The organism is Pseudomonas sp. 273 (assembly GCF_029201425.1).
Lineage (GTDB): Bacteria > Pseudomonadota > Gammaproteobacteria > Pseudomonadales > Pseudomonadaceae > Pseudomonas > Pseudomonas delhiensis.
Genome location: NZ_CP116775.1, coordinates 2,054,378 through 2,071,972 on the forward strand (window position 1 = coordinate 2,054,378; position 17,595 = coordinate 2,071,972).

A 17,595-nucleotide genomic window follows, 5' to 3' on the forward strand; every position below is an offset into this window, starting at 1 on the left:
GCGACAAAGCCTGTTCATTCAGTTGGAGAGAAAAGGAACATGAACTTTTCGAATGTATTGGTCAGTCCGGATATGACGGGAGAGGAAGATCGCTATCTTAATCTATACCGTTGCTCCGTCGACGATCCAGAGCGTTTTTGGGCCCAACAGGCGCAGCGTATCCATTGGCATGTTCCGCCGCAGCAAATCCTCCAGGCGTCAAACCCACCTTTCCGGCAGTGGTTCGTGGGGGGGAAAACCAACCTCTGCTTCAATGCGCTTGACCGTCACTTGCCGGAGCGTGCCGAACAGCTGGCGTTGATTGCAGTTTCCTCGGAGACGGGAAGTACTCGGGAAATCACCTATGCGCAGCTGTTCCGAGAGGTCAATGCCTTCGCTGCGGTGATCAAGCGGCTCGGCGTAGGCAAGGGGGACCGTGTTGTCATCTATATGCCAAACATGGCCGAGGCCGTTTTCGCCATGCTGGCCTGCGCACGTATTGGGGCGATTCATTCGGTCGTTTTCGGTGGTTTCGCGGCACACAATTTGGCGACGCGCATTGACGATTCACAGCCCAAGCTGCTGATCACCGCCGATGCAGGTATGCGCGGTGGTCGGATCATTCCTTACAAGCCTCTGGTGGACCTGGCCTGTGCGGAGTCGAAATCGCCGCCAGCGAAGGTATTGATAGTATCCCGCGGTTTGCAGCCGGAGCTGGCCTGCGTGTTGGGGCGTGATGAAGATTATGAGAGTCTGCGAGCCGCCGTAGGCGAGACAGAGGTGCCGGTAGAGTGGTTGGAGTCGAACGAACCCAGCTACCTGCTCTATACCTCCGGCACTACCGGCAGACCCAAGGGCGTACAGCGCGATGTCGGTGGCTATGCGGTTGCCTTGGCATTGTCGATGGAAACGGTTTTTGACGTTGCCCCCGGCCAGGTGATGTTCTCGACGTCGGATGTCGGTTGGGCGGTCGGGCATTCCTACAATGTTTACGGCCCGTTGATCGTCGGGGCGACTTCGTTGTTGTACGAGGGACTACCCACTCACCCAGATGCCGGCATCTGGTGGTCGCTATGCGAGAAATACTCGGTGCGGACGATGTTTTCCTCGCCGACGGCTGTTCGTGTGCTGAAGAAGTTCGATGTCGACGCCATTGAACGTTACGATTTGAGCGCCTTGAGCTACTTGTTCCTGGCCGGAGAGCCGCTGGACGAACCGACTGCCAACTGGATTACCGGGGCACTCGGCAAGCCGGTGATCGACAACTACTGGCAAACCGAGACCGGCTGGCCGGCGATCACCCTTCAGCCCGGCCTGGAGATGAAACCCGTGAAGTTCGGCTCACCCGGCCTGCCGAACCTGGGCTACAGGATGAAGGTGGTCGACGAGCATAGCGGCGAGCCCGTCGCCGCCAACCAGAAAGGCGTGCTGGTCTTCGAGCTGCCGTTGCCGCCGGGCTTCATGACGACCATCTGGCGAGATGACGAGCGCTACCGCACCAGCTATTTCGGGCACTTCAAGGAGCAGGTCTACAGCTCGCTGGATTGGGCTATCCAGGACGAAGACGGTTACACCTACATTCTCGGGCGCACCGACGATGTCATCAACGTCGCCGGCCATCGTCTGGGAACGCGCGAGATCGAGGAGTCCGTTGCCGAGGCCCGCCAAGTCGCCGAGGCAGCTGTTATCGGTGTACCCGACGAGGTCAAGGGGCAGGTGCCCATCGTTTTCGCCACCCTGCGTAAGCCCGCACTCGATGAGCCACAGCGCCAGGACGCCGCGCTGGAAATACGCCAGGTGGTGGAGAGTCGTCTGGGCGCAATAGCGCGGCCGGCGCGAGTGTACATCGTCAATGCGTTGCCGAAGACGCGTTCCGGCAAATTGCTGCGTCGGTCGTTGCTGGCCCTGGCGCTGGATGCGGATCCGGGCGACTTGTCTACGCTGGATGATCCCGGCGCCCTCAATGAGATTCGCAATGCCCTGGCGCGCGGCCCCGACGTGGGAGCCTGATGGCCAAGGCTCCGTTTCAAGAGTTCCAGCGGCAGATGGTCGTCAAGCAGTGAGTTGACAGGTAGATCGAGAGGGATGATGATTTGACTCATAAAACAGACAAGATAGTCTGTTTATATTTTGAATGGCGATGCCCGCGAACAATGGGCGCAATGCAACCGGAAGAGGATGGTCAACCCGATGGGCGCAGACATCAGCAGAATCGTGATTATCGGTGCCGGTCAGGCCGGAGCGACGGTGGCCTTCGGCCTTCGCCGCGCTGGATTCGACGGCGAGGTCACTGTGGTGGGCGAAGAGAGCCACTTGCCATACGAGCGGCCGCAGCTATCCAAGGAAATGCTGCGTACTGAGGCGACCGGTCATCGATCGATCAAGACACGGGCCGACTACGAGTATCAGCGGATCCGCCTGGAGCTCGGACACAAGGTGGTCGGGGTCGATGGCCAGGTGCGTAGCGTCACCCTGGATGACGGCCGCCAGGTCGAGTTCGATCGACTGGTGATCGCCGCAGGAGTACGGCCACGCCAGCTGCCTCTGGCCTTACGGGATGCGCAGCGGATCCACTACCTGCGTACGCTTGAGGATGCGGCTCGCCTGCGTGCCGACCTTGCAGCCGGCAAGCCGCTGGTGATCGTCGGTGGAGGGGTGATCGGGCTGGAAGTCGCGGCCGCTGCGCGCGCGCTGGGCTGCCCGGTGACTCTGATCGAGGCTGCGGATCGGCTGATGGCTCGCAGCGTGGACGAGACGGTCTCCGCCTACTTGGATCGGGCCCACCGGGCCAATGGCGTGGATATCCGCTATGGCGTATCGGTAGGCGAACTGCTCGACGGCGGCCGCCTGCGTTTGTCCGATGGCGGCAGCGTACCAGCGGACAGCGTGCTGGTCGGTATTGGCGTGACCCCGAACATCGAGGGTCTTGAGCATCTGGACATCACCGATGCCGCTGGCGTGCGAGTCGACGCGTACGGCCAGACTCCAGTTCCCGGCATCTTCGCCACGGGCGACATCGCCTCGCAGCCCAATGGCGGTGGTTTCGGGCGCATCGAAACCTGGGCCAATGCTCAGGATCACGCGCTGAACCTGGTCAGGAACCTTCTGGGGGAGGAGCTTCCCTACGACGCGCCTGTCTGGTTCTGGTCCGACCAGGGGCCGATCAACCTGCAGGTCGTCGGCGACGCGACCCAGGGGCGGCGGGTCATTCGTGGCGATGAGCACGGCGACGCCTTCAGCATTTTCCGGCTCGACACCAACCAGCGGGTTATCGGTTGCGCGACGGTCAACTCCCCGAAAGACATGGCCGTGGCCCGCCGCTGGATGAAGCAGGGCGGGATCGTCGATCCGCAGCGGCTGGCCGATCCTTCCATTCCATTACGCGACTGTGCCGTGTGAATACAAGCAGCTTGAACTACGAGGAAAACACCATGAACAACGACAAGAACCTGGTGGAGATTGACGAAAAGAATCTCCATTTTCGCGTGGCCCGCGAGTCTTTCGTCAGCGAAGAGGTCTTGGTCCAGGAGTACGAGAAGATCTTCGATCGGTGCTGGCTGTACGTCGGCCACGTATCCGAGTTCAACAAGCCGGGTGACTTCGTCACGCGCACGATCGCACGTCGCAACCTGTTGGTGACCATGGGTACGGACAATACGATCAACGCCTTCTTCAACACCTGCCCGCACCGTGGCGCCACCGTCTGCCGTGAGCGCTCGGGCAACTCCAAGAACTTCCAGTGCTTCTACCATGGCTGGGTCTTCGGTTGCGATGGCAACCTGAAGAGCCAGCCGGGCAAGGAACGCTACGGCGCCGACTTCATCGCCAGTGGAATGGGCAACCTGGTGCCGGTGCCGCGCTTCGATGTCTATGCCGGCTTCTGCTTCGTCAGCTTCAATGCCGAGGTGGAGCCATTGCCTGATTACCTGGCGGGCGCCAAGGAGTATCTCGACCTGGTGTCCAGGTATTCCGAGAGCGGCATGGGCATCTCCAGCGGCACCCAGGAGTACGCCATCCGCGCGAACTGGAAGCTGCTGGTCGAGAACAGCGTCGACGGCTATCACGCCGTCAGTACCCACGCGACCTACCTCGACTACCTGAAGAACACCAACGGCGGGCTGTCCAGTACCAAGCTCGAAGGCAAGAGCATCGACCTCGGCAATGGCCATGCGGTGCTCGAGTATACCGCGCCCTGGGGCCGGCCGATTGCCTCTTGGATCCCGCTCTGGGGCGAGGAGGGCAAGCAGGAGATCGACCGCATCTACGCACGCTTGGTCGAGCTGCACGGCGAGGAAATGGCTGATCGCATGGCGCACAAGAACCGCAACCTGCTGATTTTCCCCAACCTGGTCATCAACGACATCATGGCCATCACGGTGCGCACCTTCTATCCGCAGGCACCGAACTACATGCTGGTCAACGGCTGGTCGCTGGCGCCGAACGAGGAGTCGGACTGGGCGCGCAAGTTCCGCCTCAGCAACTTCCTGGAGTTCCTCGGCCCGGGCGGCTTCGCCACCCCGGACGACGTCGAGGCGCTGGAGTCCTGCCAGAACGGCTTCAACAACTACCGGCTGGTGCCCTGGAGCGACATCTCCAAGGGGATGGGCAAGGAAACGCCCAACTACGACGACGAACTGCAGATGCGCGCCTTCTGGACGCGCTGGAACCAGTTCATCGGTGGCGCGCCTACGCCGGATACCGGCGTGCAGCGCATCCCTTCCATAGCCGTCGCCTGAGGACACGCCGATGAGTGCCGTTGCCCTAGAGAAGAAAGAACCCCTGCGCATCCCGTCGTCCCAGGACTTCACCGCCTACGTTAGCCGCGGCGAAGTGGAGGACTTGCTCTACCACGAGGCCGAACTGCTGGATACCTGGCAGTTGCACGACTGGCTGGCCCTGTTCACCGAGGACTGCAGCTACTTCGTACCGTCGACCGACCTGCCGCGCACCGCCAGCGCCGACGACAGCCTGTTCTACATCGCCGACGACGCCGTGCGCCTGCGCGAGCGGGTGATCCGGCTGATGAAGAAGACCGCCCACTCCGAGTACCCGCGCTCACGCACGCGCCATCTGGTTGGCAACGTTCGCATTCTCGCGGCCGATGCCGAAGAGATTCGGGTGGCGGCAGCCTTCATTACATATCGCATGAAGTTCGGCAGTAACGATGCCTACGTCGGCAGTACGCACTACCGGCTGCGACGTATTGAGGGGCAACTGCGCATCGTCGAGAAACGCTGTTTCCTGGATCTTGAAGCGCTGCGCCCGCATGGCCGGGTCAGCATCATTCTGTAACGGAGAGCACCGATGGATATCACACTTCCCTTCCGCTACAAGAAACTAGGTTATGCCGCGATCAACGTGACCGACCTTTCAAGGTCGGTGGCGTTCTACCGTGACATCGTTGGTCTCGATGTCGTGCAGCAGGATAGCGATATCGCCTATCTGCGCTGCAGTCGTGACCACCACAACTTCCTGCTCTACCAGGCACCCGGGCACGGACTCAAACGAGTAGGTTTCGAGCTGGAGCAGGACAGCGATGTGCACGCTGCTTTCGAGCATTTCGATCGGATTGGCATGAAGCCGGTTTGGGTGCCCGCGGAAGAGAGCAAGCAGCTGCGACAGGGTATAGGATTCCGCGTGCGTGAACGTCACAGCGGGCTTTTGTTCGAACTGTTTGTTGGGAATATGCACCTCAGCCGGCCGTTCGTGCCCACAGTGGCCAAGATCGCGCGCATCGGTCATGTCGTGATCGGCAGCGAGAACTTCGAGGCATCTCGTGATTCTCTGGTCAACGACTTCGGTTTCCGGATTTCGGACTTGATTGAAGACCGCATCGTATTCATGCGCTGCCATCCCAACCCATTCCATCACACCTTCGCGGTCGGTCCTGCAAGCAGCAGCCATTTCCACCATGTCAACTTCATGGTCACGGACATCGACGACATCGGTAAGGCGCTGTATCGCATCAAGCAGCACGACATCAAGGTGGTCTTTGGCCCCGGCCGGCACCCGCCGTCGGACAGCGTCTTCTTCTACTTCCTCGATCCCGACGGAGTCACCGTGGAATACAGCTTTGGCATGGAAGAGTTCGCCGAACATGGCGCTCGTCCGCCGCGCTACCTGGAGCCCGTACCCGAGTCGCTTGATGTATGGGGAGCGGTGCCGGATGGACAGTTTGGTCGCAGTGGTCCGATCGAGCGGGAGCCGACACCCACTCCGAGTGTGAAGAGGGTCGTGGCTTGAACGTGCAAGACAGAACAGCGCCACCACTGGAGGGACAGGTCGCGGTGGTCACCGGCGGTGCCCATGGCATCGGCCTGGGCATCGTCGAGCGCCTGCTGGCCCTTGGTGCCAGGGTCGTCGCCTCGGACATCGATGAATTAGGTCTCACCTCGGTGCGTGAACGTCTGGCCGGGATCTATGAGGACTCCATAGCGGTCCACGCTGCCGATCTGTCCGAAGAGCGTGGGGCCCAGGCGTTGCACCAGGCCACCGTCGAATACTTCGGCTCGGCGCAGATATTAGTTAACTGCGCTGGGGGAGGGGTGATTCGGCCCTTCCTGGAGCACACGTCGGAAACCCTGAAAGCGACCATCGATCGCAACCTGTGGACCGCGTTGTGGTGCTGCCGGGTGTTCCTGCCGGACATGGTCACTCGCCAGTATGGTCGGATCATCAACATCGGTGCCGACTCGGTACGCAATGGCTTGCCGGACCACGCAGCATACAACGCCGCGAAGGGAGGCATGCACGGATTGACCACCGGGCTGGCCCGTGAGTTCGCTCGCCAGAGCATTACCGTGAACACTGTCGCACCGTGCGCCGTGAACACAGAAGTGTGGGTCAGGGTGAGGAACTCCAACCCCGAGCTTGCCCAGCGATTTCTGGATGTAATTCCGATGGGGCGGGTGGGGGAGATCGAAGAGGTTGCCTCGATGGTTGGCTACCTGGCGCTGCCGGAGGCGGCTTTTGTCACTGGGCAGGTGATCAGTGTCAACGGCGGTAGCGCAATGCTGTGAGGGCAGTGAGATGAATAGCATCATCAAGACGGTTGACCTAACTGGCCTAGTGGATCTGTGTGCGGCCGATGAGGTGGCGGAGGGCGAGATTTTTCGCGCTAAGCTGCCATCTGGCCATGCTGTGGCGATCTACTGTGTCAATGGAGAGTTTTTCGCCACAGACGACATCTGCTCCCATGGCGAGGCGTCCTTGTCGGAAGATGGTTCGCTCGATGGCTACGAGGTCGAGTGCAGTTGGCATTTCGGACGCTTTGACATTCGCACCGGGAATGCCTGCGCGATGCCTTGCGAGCACCCGCTGCGCAGCTGGCCGGTAAAGGTCGACGGTGGGCGGATCTTCGTCGACGCAGGGGCTCACCCTGTATGAGTAGCGTCGAAATTTCCGTTCTTGAGCGTCGCGTGCGTGTGGCGTCGCGTGCACTGGCCCGACACGGTCTAGTGCAGGCGTGGGGACACTGCAGTGCCCGGATCGACACCGAGTCCTTCCTGGTGTGTGCTTCCCGACCCATGGGCCGGATCGGTGTCGGCGAGCCGGGGACCATCGTACCGATCGAGGGCCCGCTGCCGCCCGGTGTGCTGGGCGAAGTTCGCATCCACCAGCAGATCTATCGGCTCCGCGCTGATGTAGGTGGCGTTTGTCGCGTCATGCCCCCACATGTGATGGCGCTGTCTACGCTGCGTTGTGTGCCTAGGCCACGCCATGGTGTGGGGGCATTCAATGCTGCGTGCCGTCTCTGGGATGATCCGCGACTGTTGCGGGACGACGGTCTGGCTGGGGAGTTGGCGGCTCTTCTTGGCGATGCCCCATCCTTGGTCATGCGGGCCAATGGTGCGGTGACTGTTGGCCCAAGCATTGAGCTGGCTGCTGGGTTTGCTTGGTGCCTGGAAGATGCTGCCCGGATCGAAACACTGGTGCGTTCCATGACTGCGGATGCCGAGTGTGATGATGCTTCCCTGACCGAGGAGGAAGTCAGTGTGAGACAGGTCAGCTCGGGAGCTGTCTTTGAGCGGCTATGGGATTTCCTGGCTGAGGATGATCCAGAGTACATGAGCGGCGAGGCCGAATTCCCAGCGCCACGATGGGGGAGTCGGTCATGACATACAAGGTATGTTATGGCCTGGCCACGACGATAGCAGGACAGGGGGTTCGTGCTTGCCGCTTAATTGAGGGTAAGAGTATTGTATTATCCGCATCAATTTCCTTAGACACTCTGAGCTTCGATGGCAAAAAGTCCCGCGCAACGCCGAACCCAGGCCGAAAGGCGCGAAGAAACACGCTCCCGAATCCTGGAGGCTGCGGTCAGCGAACTCTCGCACAACGGCTATGCAGGATTCCGAGTCGACAAGGTAGCGATTGCCGCCAAGGTATCGCGAGGGGCTCAGTCGCATCATTTCCCGACCAAGGAAAGTCTTGTTCTGGCGGCATTGGAAACGTTGTATCAGGCGTCGACAGAGGCCAGCATAAAAGTCATCGAGAACCTGGATTCCGAGGATGTGCTGGATGCTCTGATGCAAGACTCGGCCAAGTTCTATCTGGGGCCGAACTTTACTATTGCCATGTCTCTTCTGAACTTGGGCGAGAGCGAGCCCGAGCTGCGGAAGAAGGTGCGTGCGATTTCTCGCAAGTATCGCTTACCCATCGAGAAGGCATGGTTAGATGCGTTGCTCCGTTCCGGTCTGGACGAAGAGCCCGCACGAACCATCCTGAACATTACCCAGAGCGTCTATCGCGGCATGACAATCCGACGCTTCCTGCGCAACGACCCGGATTACGCCCGCTTCACATTCGAGCAATGGTCGAAGATCGCGCGCGCGTTCATAGACCAGCACACAAGCAAGCGCTAGCCGCAGCACCATATCGCCGGCTTCGTCGGCATTCCATTTCATCAACAACTCACACTGCCATTGTGTTTTCAGCAGGGGCGGTGTCGTCGTGCGTGCAGTTTTTATCAAGAGGTGTTTATGAGTCTTTGGCTTGATTTGCTTGGCGCGGAAGTCCGTTTCGTCGATACCAAAAGCTTTGGCACGATCCGTGTCGCTGAGGCAGGCAAAGGGAATCCCGAAACAATCATTTTCCTGCATGGCATCAATGGCCACCTGGAGGCCTACGCAAAGAATCTGGTTCCGTTATCGAGGGATTTCCATGTCGTTGCCTTCGACTACGTAGGGCACGGTTTATCGAGTAAACCGGTTCGAGACTACAGCCCGCTAATGCTGGCCGAACAGCTCGGTGAGTTGATGGATGCCCTCGGCATCGAAAAGGCGCATCTCTCGGGTGAGTCGCTTGGCGGTTGGGTTTCTGGCCACTTCGCTGCTGCTTATCCGCATAGGGTAGGACGGTTGATGCTCAATACAGCTGGCGGCATTCCAATCGTGACTGAGAAAGGCCGTGAAGACCTGAAGCAGTTCATCGCATTGAACCGACGCAACATCGACAACACTCCGACGTATGAGTCGGTGCAGGCACGCCTGCATTGGCTGATGCACCCCAGCAATCGCCAACTGGTGGACGATGAGCTCATCAACTTGCGGCTGCGCATCTACCTGCAGCCGGAAAGTCGAGCGGTGTTGCCAAAGTTGAACGAGATCCTTGCGCACCACGATGACTATCTTATCCCACTGGAGAAGCTGCCGGCCGGAACATTGTTCCTGTGGACGCACGACAACCCCATCCATGATACCGAGTCGGTCAAGGCGGCTCAGGCCAGGGTGCCAGGCAGCATCCTGTACTTCGTCAAGGGCGATTCGGCGCACTGGCCGCAGTATGAGGCGATCGACGAGTTCAACGCCCTGGCAGTCCGGTTTTTCCAGACCGGCCAAGTTGAGTGAGGAGCGTGCCATGAGCGAAACCAACGTGATGGCGAACCTGCTGTGGAATGCGCAGCAGCAAAAGCAACCCTGCTCACCCGTACGGGAACATTTTGAGGGGCGTAGCGAGATTGACCAGGCCGAATTGGCCTATGCGGTGCAGCAGGCGAACGTCCAGCGTCAGGTGCTGGCTGGCCGGCGTATTGTCGGCCGCAAGATCGGTCTGACCTCTCCGGTTGTACAGAAACAACTGGATGTTGACCGGCCAGACTTCGGCACGCTGCTGGATGACATGGCGATCGTCGATGGCGAACTGATCGACATCAGGCGTCTTCTACAGCCGAAGGTCGAGGCTGAGATTGCGCTGGTGCTCGAGCACGACCTCAACCACGAACGGCACACGGTCGCCGATCTGATCGGCGCGACGGCCTATGCGTTGGCGGCAATCGAGGTGGTGGACAGCCGAATCGCCGACTGGAACATCCGTTTCGTCGACACCGTGGCCGACAATGCTTCCTCAGGCTTGTTCGTACTTGGCACCCAGCCTGTCGGGTTGTCGAGGCTTGACCTGGCCGGCTTGTCGATGCGCATGACTCGCAGTTCCGAAGCCGTATCTCAGGGCGTTGGCGCCGCATGCCTGGGCAACCCCTGAATGCCGCGCGCTGGCTGGCCGACACCCTGGTTCGGGTCGGTACGCCACTGCGCGCCGGAGACGTGGTGCTGACTGGTGCGCTGGGGCCAATGGTCGCAGTTGAGGCTGGCCAGACCTACACGGCGTCGATCGAAGGCTTCGCTCCGGTACGGGCGATTTTCTCCTGAAGGAGTTCCTCTCATGCAACTACATGATGACAAGAGCGCGGTGGCCATCATTGGCTCGGGCAACATCGGTACCGATCTGATGGTGAAGATACTGCGCCATGGTAAACACCTGAAAATGGGGCCTTTGTCGGTATTGATCCGGAGTCCGATGGTCTCAAGCGAGCCGAGCGAATGGGAGTGCCCACGGTGAGCACCGGCATCGACGGCCTGCTAGCCCATCCCGACTTCGGCTCTATCCGTTTCGTATTCGATGCCACCAGCGCCGGCGCGCATGCGCGTCATGAGCAACTGCTGCGGCCACACGGGGTATGTGTGATAGATCTGACTCCTGCTGCGATCGGACCGTTCGTGGTGCCTGCGGTGAATATCGATCAGCACTTGGATGCGCCGAACGTCAATATGGTGACCTGTGGGGGCAGGCGACGATCCCCATCGTTGCGGCTGTTTCACGTGTGGCGTCGGTCGAATATGCCGAGATCGTTGCTTCCATTTCCAGCCGTTCGGCCGGACCAGGTACACGCGCCAATATCGACGAGTTCACCGAGACCACCTCCAACGCCATCGTTCGCGTGGGAGGCGCCCGGCGCGGCAAGGCCATCATCATCCTCAACCCGGCAGAACCACCACTCATCATGCGTGACACCGTCTACTGCCTGGTACCGGGGGATGCGGATCGGCAGGGTATCGTCGAGTCGGTCGAACGCATGGCGTCTGCGGTGGCGTCATATGTGCCCGGTTACCGGCTCAAACAATCTGTGCAGTTCGATGAATTCAATGGGCGTATGCCACAACAGGAGACAGGCGTGGTGTCTGCGCCTCGTCTCAAGGTCTCGGTATTCCTCGAAGTCGAGGGTGCAGGCCACTACCTGCCGAGCTATGCCGGCAATCTGGACATCATGACCAGCGCGGCATTGGCGACGGCCGAGCGCATCGCCGCTCGCCAGTTGGTGGCAGCGTAAGGAGGAAACGATCATGTTCGATAGCAGCAAGAAGATCTACGTCTCCGACGTGACCCTACGTGATGGTATGCACGCTGTTCGCCACCAGTACAGCTTGGCCGACGCCGAGCGCATCGCCAGAGCACTGGATGAGGCTGGAGTGGACAGTATTGAAGTCGCCCATGGCGACGGGCTGCAGGGCTCGTCGTTCAATTATGGGTTCGGTGCACACACGGATCTGGAATGGATCGAACGTGTCGCAGCCACGGTAAGACGAGCAAAGATCGCCACGCTATTGCTGCCGGGAATCGGCACTGTTCATGACTTGAAGAACGCACATGTGGCGGGGGCGAGCGTTGTCCGTGTCGCGACTCACTGCACCGAGGCCGACATTTCTCAGCAGCATATCGAGTATGCCCGCAAGCTGGGTATGGACACGGTGGGCTTTTTGATGATGAGCCACATGACCACCCCGGCAGCCTTGGCTACCGAAGCGAAAAAGATGGAGAGCTATGGCGCACAGTGCATCTACGTCGTCGATTCCGGCGGCGCGATGAACATGTACGACATCGCCGATCGCTTTAAGGCGCTCAAGGATGTGCTGGATCCGGCTACCCAGACCGGCATGCATGCCCACCATAACCTGAGCCTGGGTGTGGCCAACTCGATCGTCGCCCTGGAGCATGGTTGCGATCGTATCGATGCCAGCTTGACTGGCATGGGGGCGGGCGCCGGCAATGCGCCCCTGGAGGTATTCATCGCCGCGGTAGACCGCATGGGGCTGAATCACGGCTGCGACGTGCGCAAGCTGATCGATGCTGCGGAGGAAATCGTCCGGCCACTGCAGGAGCGGCCCGTGCGTGTGGACAGGGAAACGCTCGCGCTGGGGTATGCGGGAGTCTATTCGAGCTTCCTGCGCCATACCGAGGCGGCGGCGCAGAAGTACGGTCTGGATGCCTTCGATATCTTGGTCGAGCTAGGCAGGCGTCGCATGGTCGGTGGCCAGGAAGACATGATCGTGGACGTCGCACTGGATCTGGTTTCAAGAGCAACACGAAGGACGACGTCGGCAGTTGTTTTTTAGTAGACCAACCATCGTTCTTGTTGTCAGGTGCCTCGCGGAGACTTTCTCGGGGCACCTTGCTTAACACTTTCTGTTTATTTCATTCTGTTTTCCTGGCTTGGGGCTGTATATGAATGCGGCTATAGCTCGGTGCAGGTAAGCCTTTGTCGAGTCTCGGTATAAATAAACCCGATACAGGGGGGTGGAGTCTTCCTATGCAAAATAAAAACAATAATTTCGATGCCGTAATAATAGGAGCGGGAGTCGGTGGCGTTTGTACCGCCGCGCGTTTGGCACACAGTGGCTATCGAGTACTGTTGTTGGAGTCACAGGATGCCATAGGTGGGAGAGCTTCTACCCGCACCGTCGATGGTTTTCTGTGCAATACCGGCGCTCTGGTGATCGAACTCGACGGTGCAGTGGTGGAAACTTATAAGGATCTCGGTTTGGAGCTGAGACTATATGAGCCGCGTCGCGCCAGCACTGTTCTAAGAGTTGGGAGGCGAGATATAAATATCACTGAGGGGCCAGCGGGGTGGGTCCGAAACTTTGCTCCACTGATCTTGCGAAATATCACCAATCTGTGCCCCTCCTTGCGGCCATATCCTGGGCAGTCGCTTAAGATATGGCTCAATAAGCTTACCCATCGCCCCTGGATTCACGGTTTAATAAACAATGTCGTCGGAGCGATGTTCGCTGCCAGTACTGAAGATATCCCGGCAGATGTCATTCTGCATTATTTTACTAAGGGTAATTCTTTCAAGAATATAGGTATGCCGGTAGGCGGCACTATCGAAGTGTGGAAGCCGCTGGTCGACTTGATCAAAGCGAGGGGAGGTGAGGTCTGGCTGGGAAGCAAGGCCACTAAACTTGAGTTCTCCGAAGAAGGAGTAGTCTCTGGTGTCGTAGTCGAAAAAGACGGAAGCTTGATCAAGGTGTCGGGCAATCTATTTGTCAGCAATATTGGCCCGCTGGCTACCGTAGAACTGGCTGATGAGTCGGAGCTTCCTGAAGGTTACGCGCAAAGCGTGCGCGATGTCAGTGACCCCGCCGCGATCATCACTGTGCACTTCGCCAGTCCTAGGCCGCTGGCTTCCTTCCCGTGCCTAGCGATCTTCAGCAAAAGCCGCCGCATGGTCTATGCCGCTAATTTCAGTTCGCCCGATCTGCAGAGGGCGCCTGCAGGGTGGTACCTCTATTGTGGTGCGTCGGTACCACGCCCTGCACGCGGCGAGTTTGATCTCGAACTGGAGAAGCGTTTGTTGCTTGAAGACATCCGTGAACAGTTCCCAGGCTTCAATCAGTCGATGGTAGTGGCAATTGACGTCACTGCTCATGAGTGGCCGGCACAACGGGCCATCACGGGTTACGACCTGCCGCCAACTACACCTGTTAAGAACCTTTGGAATGTCGGTGACGGTGTGAAGCCTTGGGGGGCTGCGGGTACGGCAGCATGTGCGGAGACCGCCAAGTTGATCGTTGGCGAAATCTGCCGTCATTCTCCTCGTAGAACCTAATGACATAAAGCGTAAGGTGGATTTCATGAAAGTTGCTGTGATCGGTGCTGGGCCGGCTGGTTGTGCTGCGACCTATACGTTGCGTAAGAATGGCCATGAGGTGTATCTATTTGAAGCACAAGAGCACATTGGTGGGCGGACCAGTCAGATACAGCGTGATGGGTTCAATCTTGGGACAGGCGCGCTATTCTTAATGGGAGGAATCTATCCGCGGACCAATGCCATTCTTAAAGAGCTTGGCAAATACAAGGAGTTGGTTCCCTGGGATGCTAAGGCTCATATTATAGATCGAGATCAACAGCGATATCTCGTTAGCTTCGATCAGGTGATGAGTCTTCTTAAGCTTCCTGTATTTAGTCTTGGTGAGAAAATTAGTATTGCTTATGGTGTGCTCAAGCAGTTGTTTTCTGCTGGCCCTAAGAGCTGTTTTGACGGCGCTGAGCTAGCCAAGTACGACCATGGTGAAAGTCTGCAGGGATGGTCAGAGCGTGTGCTGGGTGATAAAGCAACGCGGTACATCACTCTACCATATATGGGGTTTCTGTACGCCGTACCCTTGAGTTGGTTGAGCACTTCATTGTTTCAGGCAGTCGTTCAGCAGTTCTATAAACTGTCTTTGTCTGTGCCGCCTAAAGGAATGGGTCAGATTTCAGAGTGGATGATTGAAGGGGCGCAGGGCGTTCATTTGAATCTCTCCAGTAAAGTCGAGTCTTTGTGCCACAGGGGAGGTAAGTATGTAGTAGCTTCTCAAGATCGTGAGTTGGAGGTTGATGCTGTTGTTTTAGCATCAGAGCCAGGGGTTTCCGCTACTCTTTTGCAAGGGCTAGTACCGGACTCGGTGTGTGAAAGCCTACGCGGTTGTACTTATTCCGAATATGCTCATGTACAGGTTTGTTATAAGAAAAATCCATGGCCAGATTTTCCCGTTAGCTTGGCGCTTCCAGGTAATCAGGTGAGAAGTTGGGGGGCTTGTGTATTGCAAAGTCGTCGTCACCCTGGTGCGGTTCCTCCAGGTGGTGAAGCTGTGGGAGTTTATTTTTATAACCCGCCGTTGAAGAGCATGAGTGAGGAGGACATAAAGCGTGAGGCCCTCCTAGCAGTGACAGAGGTATTTGGCAGTGCGCCGGAGCCTTCGTTCGTAGAAGTGTTCTACTACAAGCGTGGGCTTTCAATTGCAGTTCCAGGGCACTATGCAAAGATGAATTCCATCCACGGAGAGGTTCCCCAAGGCATATATTTAGCGGGAGACTATTTTGCTCACGCAGGGGTGGAGGCGGCGATTTACAGTGGAGAGATGGCGGCAAACCGGTTGGAGCGTGATCTTGTCTAAGGGATAAAAGTATCTGGATGTATCTCGCTAGACTAGTACGGCGAGGAGTGTTTTCGTTCTCATTTAAAATAATATGCACTCAAATCTTGAGCTATACCAAGTCCCTTGGAGTAGGAGATGTTCTGTATGAAGCAGTGGTTCGACAATCTCAGCGTCAGCTACAAGCTGGGGCTGGGATTTGGTCTGGTCTTGCTCTTCAACGTCTTGCTCGCGCTGGGAGGTTGGAGTACCCGCGAGAACCTGCTGGAGCGGAGCAGGGCCCAAGAGGTCTATGGCGAGCTCAACGAATCCCTGGCGGTATTGCGCCTGTCGTTACAGGACTATCTGCTGGACGGCCGCAATGCGGCTGCCGAGCAGAAGCTGAACGGCGCGCTAGACAATTTCCAGCACAAGCAGTCAGCGATGCGGGCCTTAAGGCTCTTCGCTCAGCCGGAGCTCATTGCGCTTGAGCAGCGGCAGAGCGAGTTGGTTGGTGAGTACCGTAAGGCCCTGGATACGCTACGCGATGCCAACCGTGTAGCTGATCTGACTCGAAATGAGATGACGGTTCGCGCCGACCGCGCGTTCGAGGCACTTGGTACTCTGGAAAAGTTGGCGCTCGATATGGATGAGCATGACCAACGCCGTTTCGCTTATTACCAAGCCTCCGCAGGTCTTATGCAAGATCTGTTGCTGGTTCGCTTTCGTGCTGAAGGCTATGTGAATAACCCCAGCGAGGCATCTGAACGGTTATTGGACGAGCAGATGCGCTTGGCGATAGGGCGCTCTCCCGACCTATTCGGTGTCTTCGGCGAGCAGCCGCCCAGCGAGTTATTAGCTGTCTCGGAGGATCGGCAGGAATATGCCAAGCGCATCGGCGACTACCGAGCTGCCATCGCGGCAGTTGAGCAGGCCCGGCGAGTGCTGCTCAGGGTCGCCGAAGAAACCGGTGAAATAACCCGCTCGTTGAACCTGCGTCAGCTTGAGTACCGAGACCAGTTGGCTGCATCCAGTCGCATTGTACAGACGGCGCTGACGCTGCTTGCCCTATTGGCCGGCATCCTGGCTGCATGGTTTATTACCCGGCAGATTACCCAGCCGCTGAGTAGTACTCTAGGAGTGGTCGAGCGCATCGCCAACGGTGACCTGACAAACATTCCGAACTTCCTGCGCCGCGACGAAATCGGTGTGCTTCAGCAAGGTATTCAACGTATGGGTACTGCTTTACACGAATTGATCTCGGGCATTCTCGACAGCAGCGCTCAGATTGCCAGTGCGTCGGAGCAGTTGGCAGCAGTCACTGAACAGAGCTGCTCGGGGATCAAGAGTCAGAAAGTAGAGGCCGACAAGGCTGCTGCTGCCATGAACGAAATGGCTGCTACTGTGCAGGCGGTGGCCCGTAACGCCGCTGACGCTTCCCGGGCTGCCACTAGCGCGGATGAAGAGGCCCGTAACAGCAATCGGATAGCGGCCGAAGTGCTCTCACAGATTGACAAACTGTCAGCCGAGGTTACCCGCTCTGTGGCAGCCATGGCCCATCTGCAGCAAGAAAGCCAGCGCATCGGTAGTGTGATGGATGTGATCAAGTCAGTGGCCGAGCAGACCAACCTGCTGGCACTAAACGCCGCCATCGAGGCCGCTCGGGCTGGAGAGGCTGGGCGTGGTTTTGCTGTGGTCGCCGACGAAGTGCGTGGCTTGGCATTACGTACCCAGCAGTCCACCTTGGAGATCGAGGAGTTGGTGGCTGGGCTGCATGCTGGTACTCAGCAAGTGGCTCAGGCAATGAAGAGCAGCCAGGAGCTGACTGGTAGCAGCGTGGCGCTGACCAACCAAGCTGGAAAGATGCTGGCAAGCATCACCAGCAAAATTTCTGAAATCCAGAGCATGAATCTGCAAATTGCCACGGCTGTCGAGCAGCAGAGTACGGTCGCCGAGGAAATAACCCGTAGCGTGGTGCAGGTTCGTGATATCGCGGATCAAAGCGCCGCGGCAGGTGAGGAAACCGCGGCTGTTAGCGTTGAGTTGGCACGTCTAGGTAGTCATTTGCAAACCTTGGTCGGGTGTTTCCGTATCTGATATTAGAGCTTCTGAAAACATGTCAGGAATCAGGTACAGATGCGCTGACATGGTTGGCCTGACTTGG

Annotated in this window: 14 protein-coding genes and 2 pseudogenes; all 16 read left to right on the forward strand. The window is 58.3% G+C overall.

The window, feature by feature from the left end; all coding sequences use genetic code 11:
- Nucleotides 1-39 precede the first annotated feature (39 nt).
- The 16 genes and pseudogenes from prpE to PKO50_RS10035 all read left to right on the forward strand — a co-directional run bounded on the left by prpE (nt 40) and on the right by PKO50_RS10035 (nt 17,528).
- On the forward strand, nt 40-1,989 hold the full coding sequence (gene prpE / locus PKO50_RS09960; RefSeq protein ID WP_275629565.1) for a propionate--CoA ligase: 1,950 nt from the start codon (nt 40-42) through the stop codon (nt 1,987-1,989).
- A 180-nt stretch (nt 1,990-2,169) separates the two neighbouring features.
- Complete coding sequence (locus PKO50_RS09965) at nt 2,170-3,378, forward strand: FAD-dependent oxidoreductase (protein WP_275629566.1); 1,209 nt, start codon at nt 2,170-2,172, stop codon at nt 3,376-3,378.
- Nucleotides 3,379-3,410: 32 nt separating this feature from the next.
- Nucleotides 3,411-4,715, forward strand: coding sequence for an aromatic ring-hydroxylating dioxygenase subunit alpha (locus tag PKO50_RS09970; protein ID WP_249919406.1), 1,305 nt, complete (start codon nt 3,411-3,413; stop codon nt 4,713-4,715).
- A gap of 10 nt (nt 4,716-4,725) precedes the next feature.
- On the forward strand, nt 4,726-5,271 hold the full coding sequence (locus tag PKO50_RS09975; RefSeq protein ID WP_249919407.1) for an aromatic-ring-hydroxylating dioxygenase subunit beta: 546 nt from the start codon (nt 4,726-4,728) through the stop codon (nt 5,269-5,271).
- Nucleotides 5,272-5,283: 12 nt separating this feature from the next.
- Nucleotides 5,284-6,222: a VOC family protein gene (locus PKO50_RS09980; RefSeq protein WP_275629567.1), complete on the forward strand. Its 939-nt coding sequence runs from the start codon at nt 5,284-5,286 to the stop codon at nt 6,220-6,222.
- Between the two features lie 2 nt (nt 6,223-6,224).
- Nucleotides 6,225-6,998, forward strand: a complete 774-nt coding sequence (locus PKO50_RS09985; RefSeq protein WP_249920234.1) for an SDR family oxidoreductase — start codon at nt 6,225-6,227, stop codon at nt 6,996-6,998.
- Between the two features lie 10 nt (nt 6,999-7,008).
- Nucleotides 7,009-7,365 carry a non-heme iron oxygenase ferredoxin subunit gene (locus PKO50_RS09990; protein ID WP_249919409.1) on the forward strand — a complete coding sequence of 119 codons (357 nt, stop codon included), beginning with the start codon at nt 7,009-7,011 and terminating at the stop codon, nt 7,363-7,365.
- Nucleotides 7,362-8,096 carry a class II aldolase/adducin family protein gene (locus PKO50_RS09995; RefSeq protein WP_249919410.1) on the forward strand — a complete coding sequence of 245 codons (735 nt, stop codon included), beginning with the start codon at nt 7,362-7,364 and terminating at the stop codon, nt 8,094-8,096. Before PKO50_RS09990 ends, PKO50_RS09995 begins: the two co-directional genes overlap by 4 nt.
- Before the next feature lie 123 nt (nt 8,097-8,219).
- The gene (locus tag PKO50_RS10000; protein WP_249919411.1) at nt 8,220-8,843 is read left to right on the forward strand and encodes a TetR/AcrR family transcriptional regulator; all 624 of its coding nucleotides are present in this window, start codon (nt 8,220-8,222) and stop codon (nt 8,841-8,843) included.
- A gap of 117 nt (nt 8,844-8,960) precedes the next feature.
- The gene (locus PKO50_RS10005) at nt 8,961-9,827 is read left to right on the forward strand and encodes an alpha/beta fold hydrolase (protein ID WP_275629568.1); all 867 of its coding nucleotides are present in this window, start codon (nt 8,961-8,963) and stop codon (nt 9,825-9,827) included.
- A 10-nt stretch (nt 9,828-9,837) separates the two neighbouring features.
- Nucleotides 9,838-10,625, forward strand: a pseudogene (locus tag PKO50_RS10010) (fumarylacetoacetate hydrolase family protein).
- Nucleotides 10,626-10,638: 13 nt separating this feature from the next.
- Nucleotides 10,639-11,584: pseudogene (locus PKO50_RS10015) on the forward strand (acetaldehyde dehydrogenase (acetylating)).
- A 10-nt stretch (nt 11,585-11,594) separates the two neighbouring features.
- A complete protein-coding gene (gene dmpG / locus PKO50_RS10020; RefSeq protein WP_275630457.1) occupies nt 11,595-12,647 on the forward strand; it encodes a 4-hydroxy-2-oxovalerate aldolase in 1,053 nt (350 codons plus the stop codon).
- Nucleotides 12,648-12,841: 194 nt separating this feature from the next.
- Nucleotides 12,842-14,143 carry an FAD-dependent oxidoreductase gene (locus PKO50_RS10025; RefSeq protein WP_275629569.1) on the forward strand — a complete coding sequence of 434 codons (1,302 nt, stop codon included), beginning with the start codon at nt 12,842-12,844 and terminating at the stop codon, nt 14,141-14,143.
- A 25-nt stretch (nt 14,144-14,168) separates the two neighbouring features.
- The gene (locus tag PKO50_RS10030; RefSeq protein ID WP_275629570.1) at nt 14,169-15,473 is read left to right on the forward strand and encodes an NAD(P)/FAD-dependent oxidoreductase; all 1,305 of its coding nucleotides are present in this window, start codon (nt 14,169-14,171) and stop codon (nt 15,471-15,473) included.
- A gap of 126 nt (nt 15,474-15,599) precedes the next feature.
- A complete protein-coding gene (locus PKO50_RS10035; RefSeq protein WP_275629571.1) occupies nt 15,600-17,528 on the forward strand; it encodes a methyl-accepting chemotaxis protein in 1,929 nt (642 codons plus the stop codon).
- Nucleotides 17,529-17,595 lie beyond the last annotated feature (67 nt).

Bases quoted from the DNA above. Each gene is read 5' to 3' on its own strand.
- PKO50_RS09995 (WP_249919410.1), top strand. From the start codon at position 7,362: ATGAGTAGCGTCGAAATTTCCGTTCTTGAGCGTCGCGTGCGTGTGGCG.
- PKO50_RS09975 (WP_249919407.1), top strand. From the start codon at position 4,726: ATGAGTGCCGTTGCCCTAGAGAAGAAAGAACCCCTGCGCATCCCGTCG.
- PKO50_RS10035 (WP_275629571.1), top strand. From the start codon at position 15,600: ATGAAGCAGTGGTTCGACAATCTCAGCGTCAGCTACAAGCTGGGGCTG.
- PKO50_RS10000 (WP_249919411.1), top strand. From the start codon at position 8,220: ATGGCAAAAAGTCCCGCGCAACGCCGAACCCAGGCCGAAAGGCGCGAA.
- PKO50_RS09970 (WP_249919406.1), top strand. From the start codon at position 3,411: ATGAACAACGACAAGAACCTGGTGGAGATTGACGAAAAGAATCTCCAT.
- PKO50_RS10030 (WP_275629570.1), top strand. From the start codon at position 14,169: ATGAAAGTTGCTGTGATCGGTGCTGGGCCGGCTGGTTGTGCTGCGACC.
- PKO50_RS09980 (WP_275629567.1), top strand. From the start codon at position 5,284: ATGGATATCACACTTCCCTTCCGCTACAAGAAACTAGGTTATGCCGCG.
- prpE (WP_275629565.1), top strand. From the start codon at position 40: ATGAACTTTTCGAATGTATTGGTCAGTCCGGATATGACGGGAGAGGAA.
- PKO50_RS10025 (WP_275629569.1), top strand. From the start codon at position 12,842: ATGCAAAATAAAAACAATAATTTCGATGCCGTAATAATAGGAGCGGGA.
- PKO50_RS09965 (WP_275629566.1), top strand. From the start codon at position 2,170: ATGGGCGCAGACATCAGCAGAATCGTGATTATCGGTGCCGGTCAGGCC.
- PKO50_RS09990 (WP_249919409.1), top strand. From the start codon at position 7,009: ATGAATAGCATCATCAAGACGGTTGACCTAACTGGCCTAGTGGATCTG.
- PKO50_RS10005 (WP_275629568.1), top strand. From the start codon at position 8,961: ATGAGTCTTTGGCTTGATTTGCTTGGCGCGGAAGTCCGTTTCGTCGAT.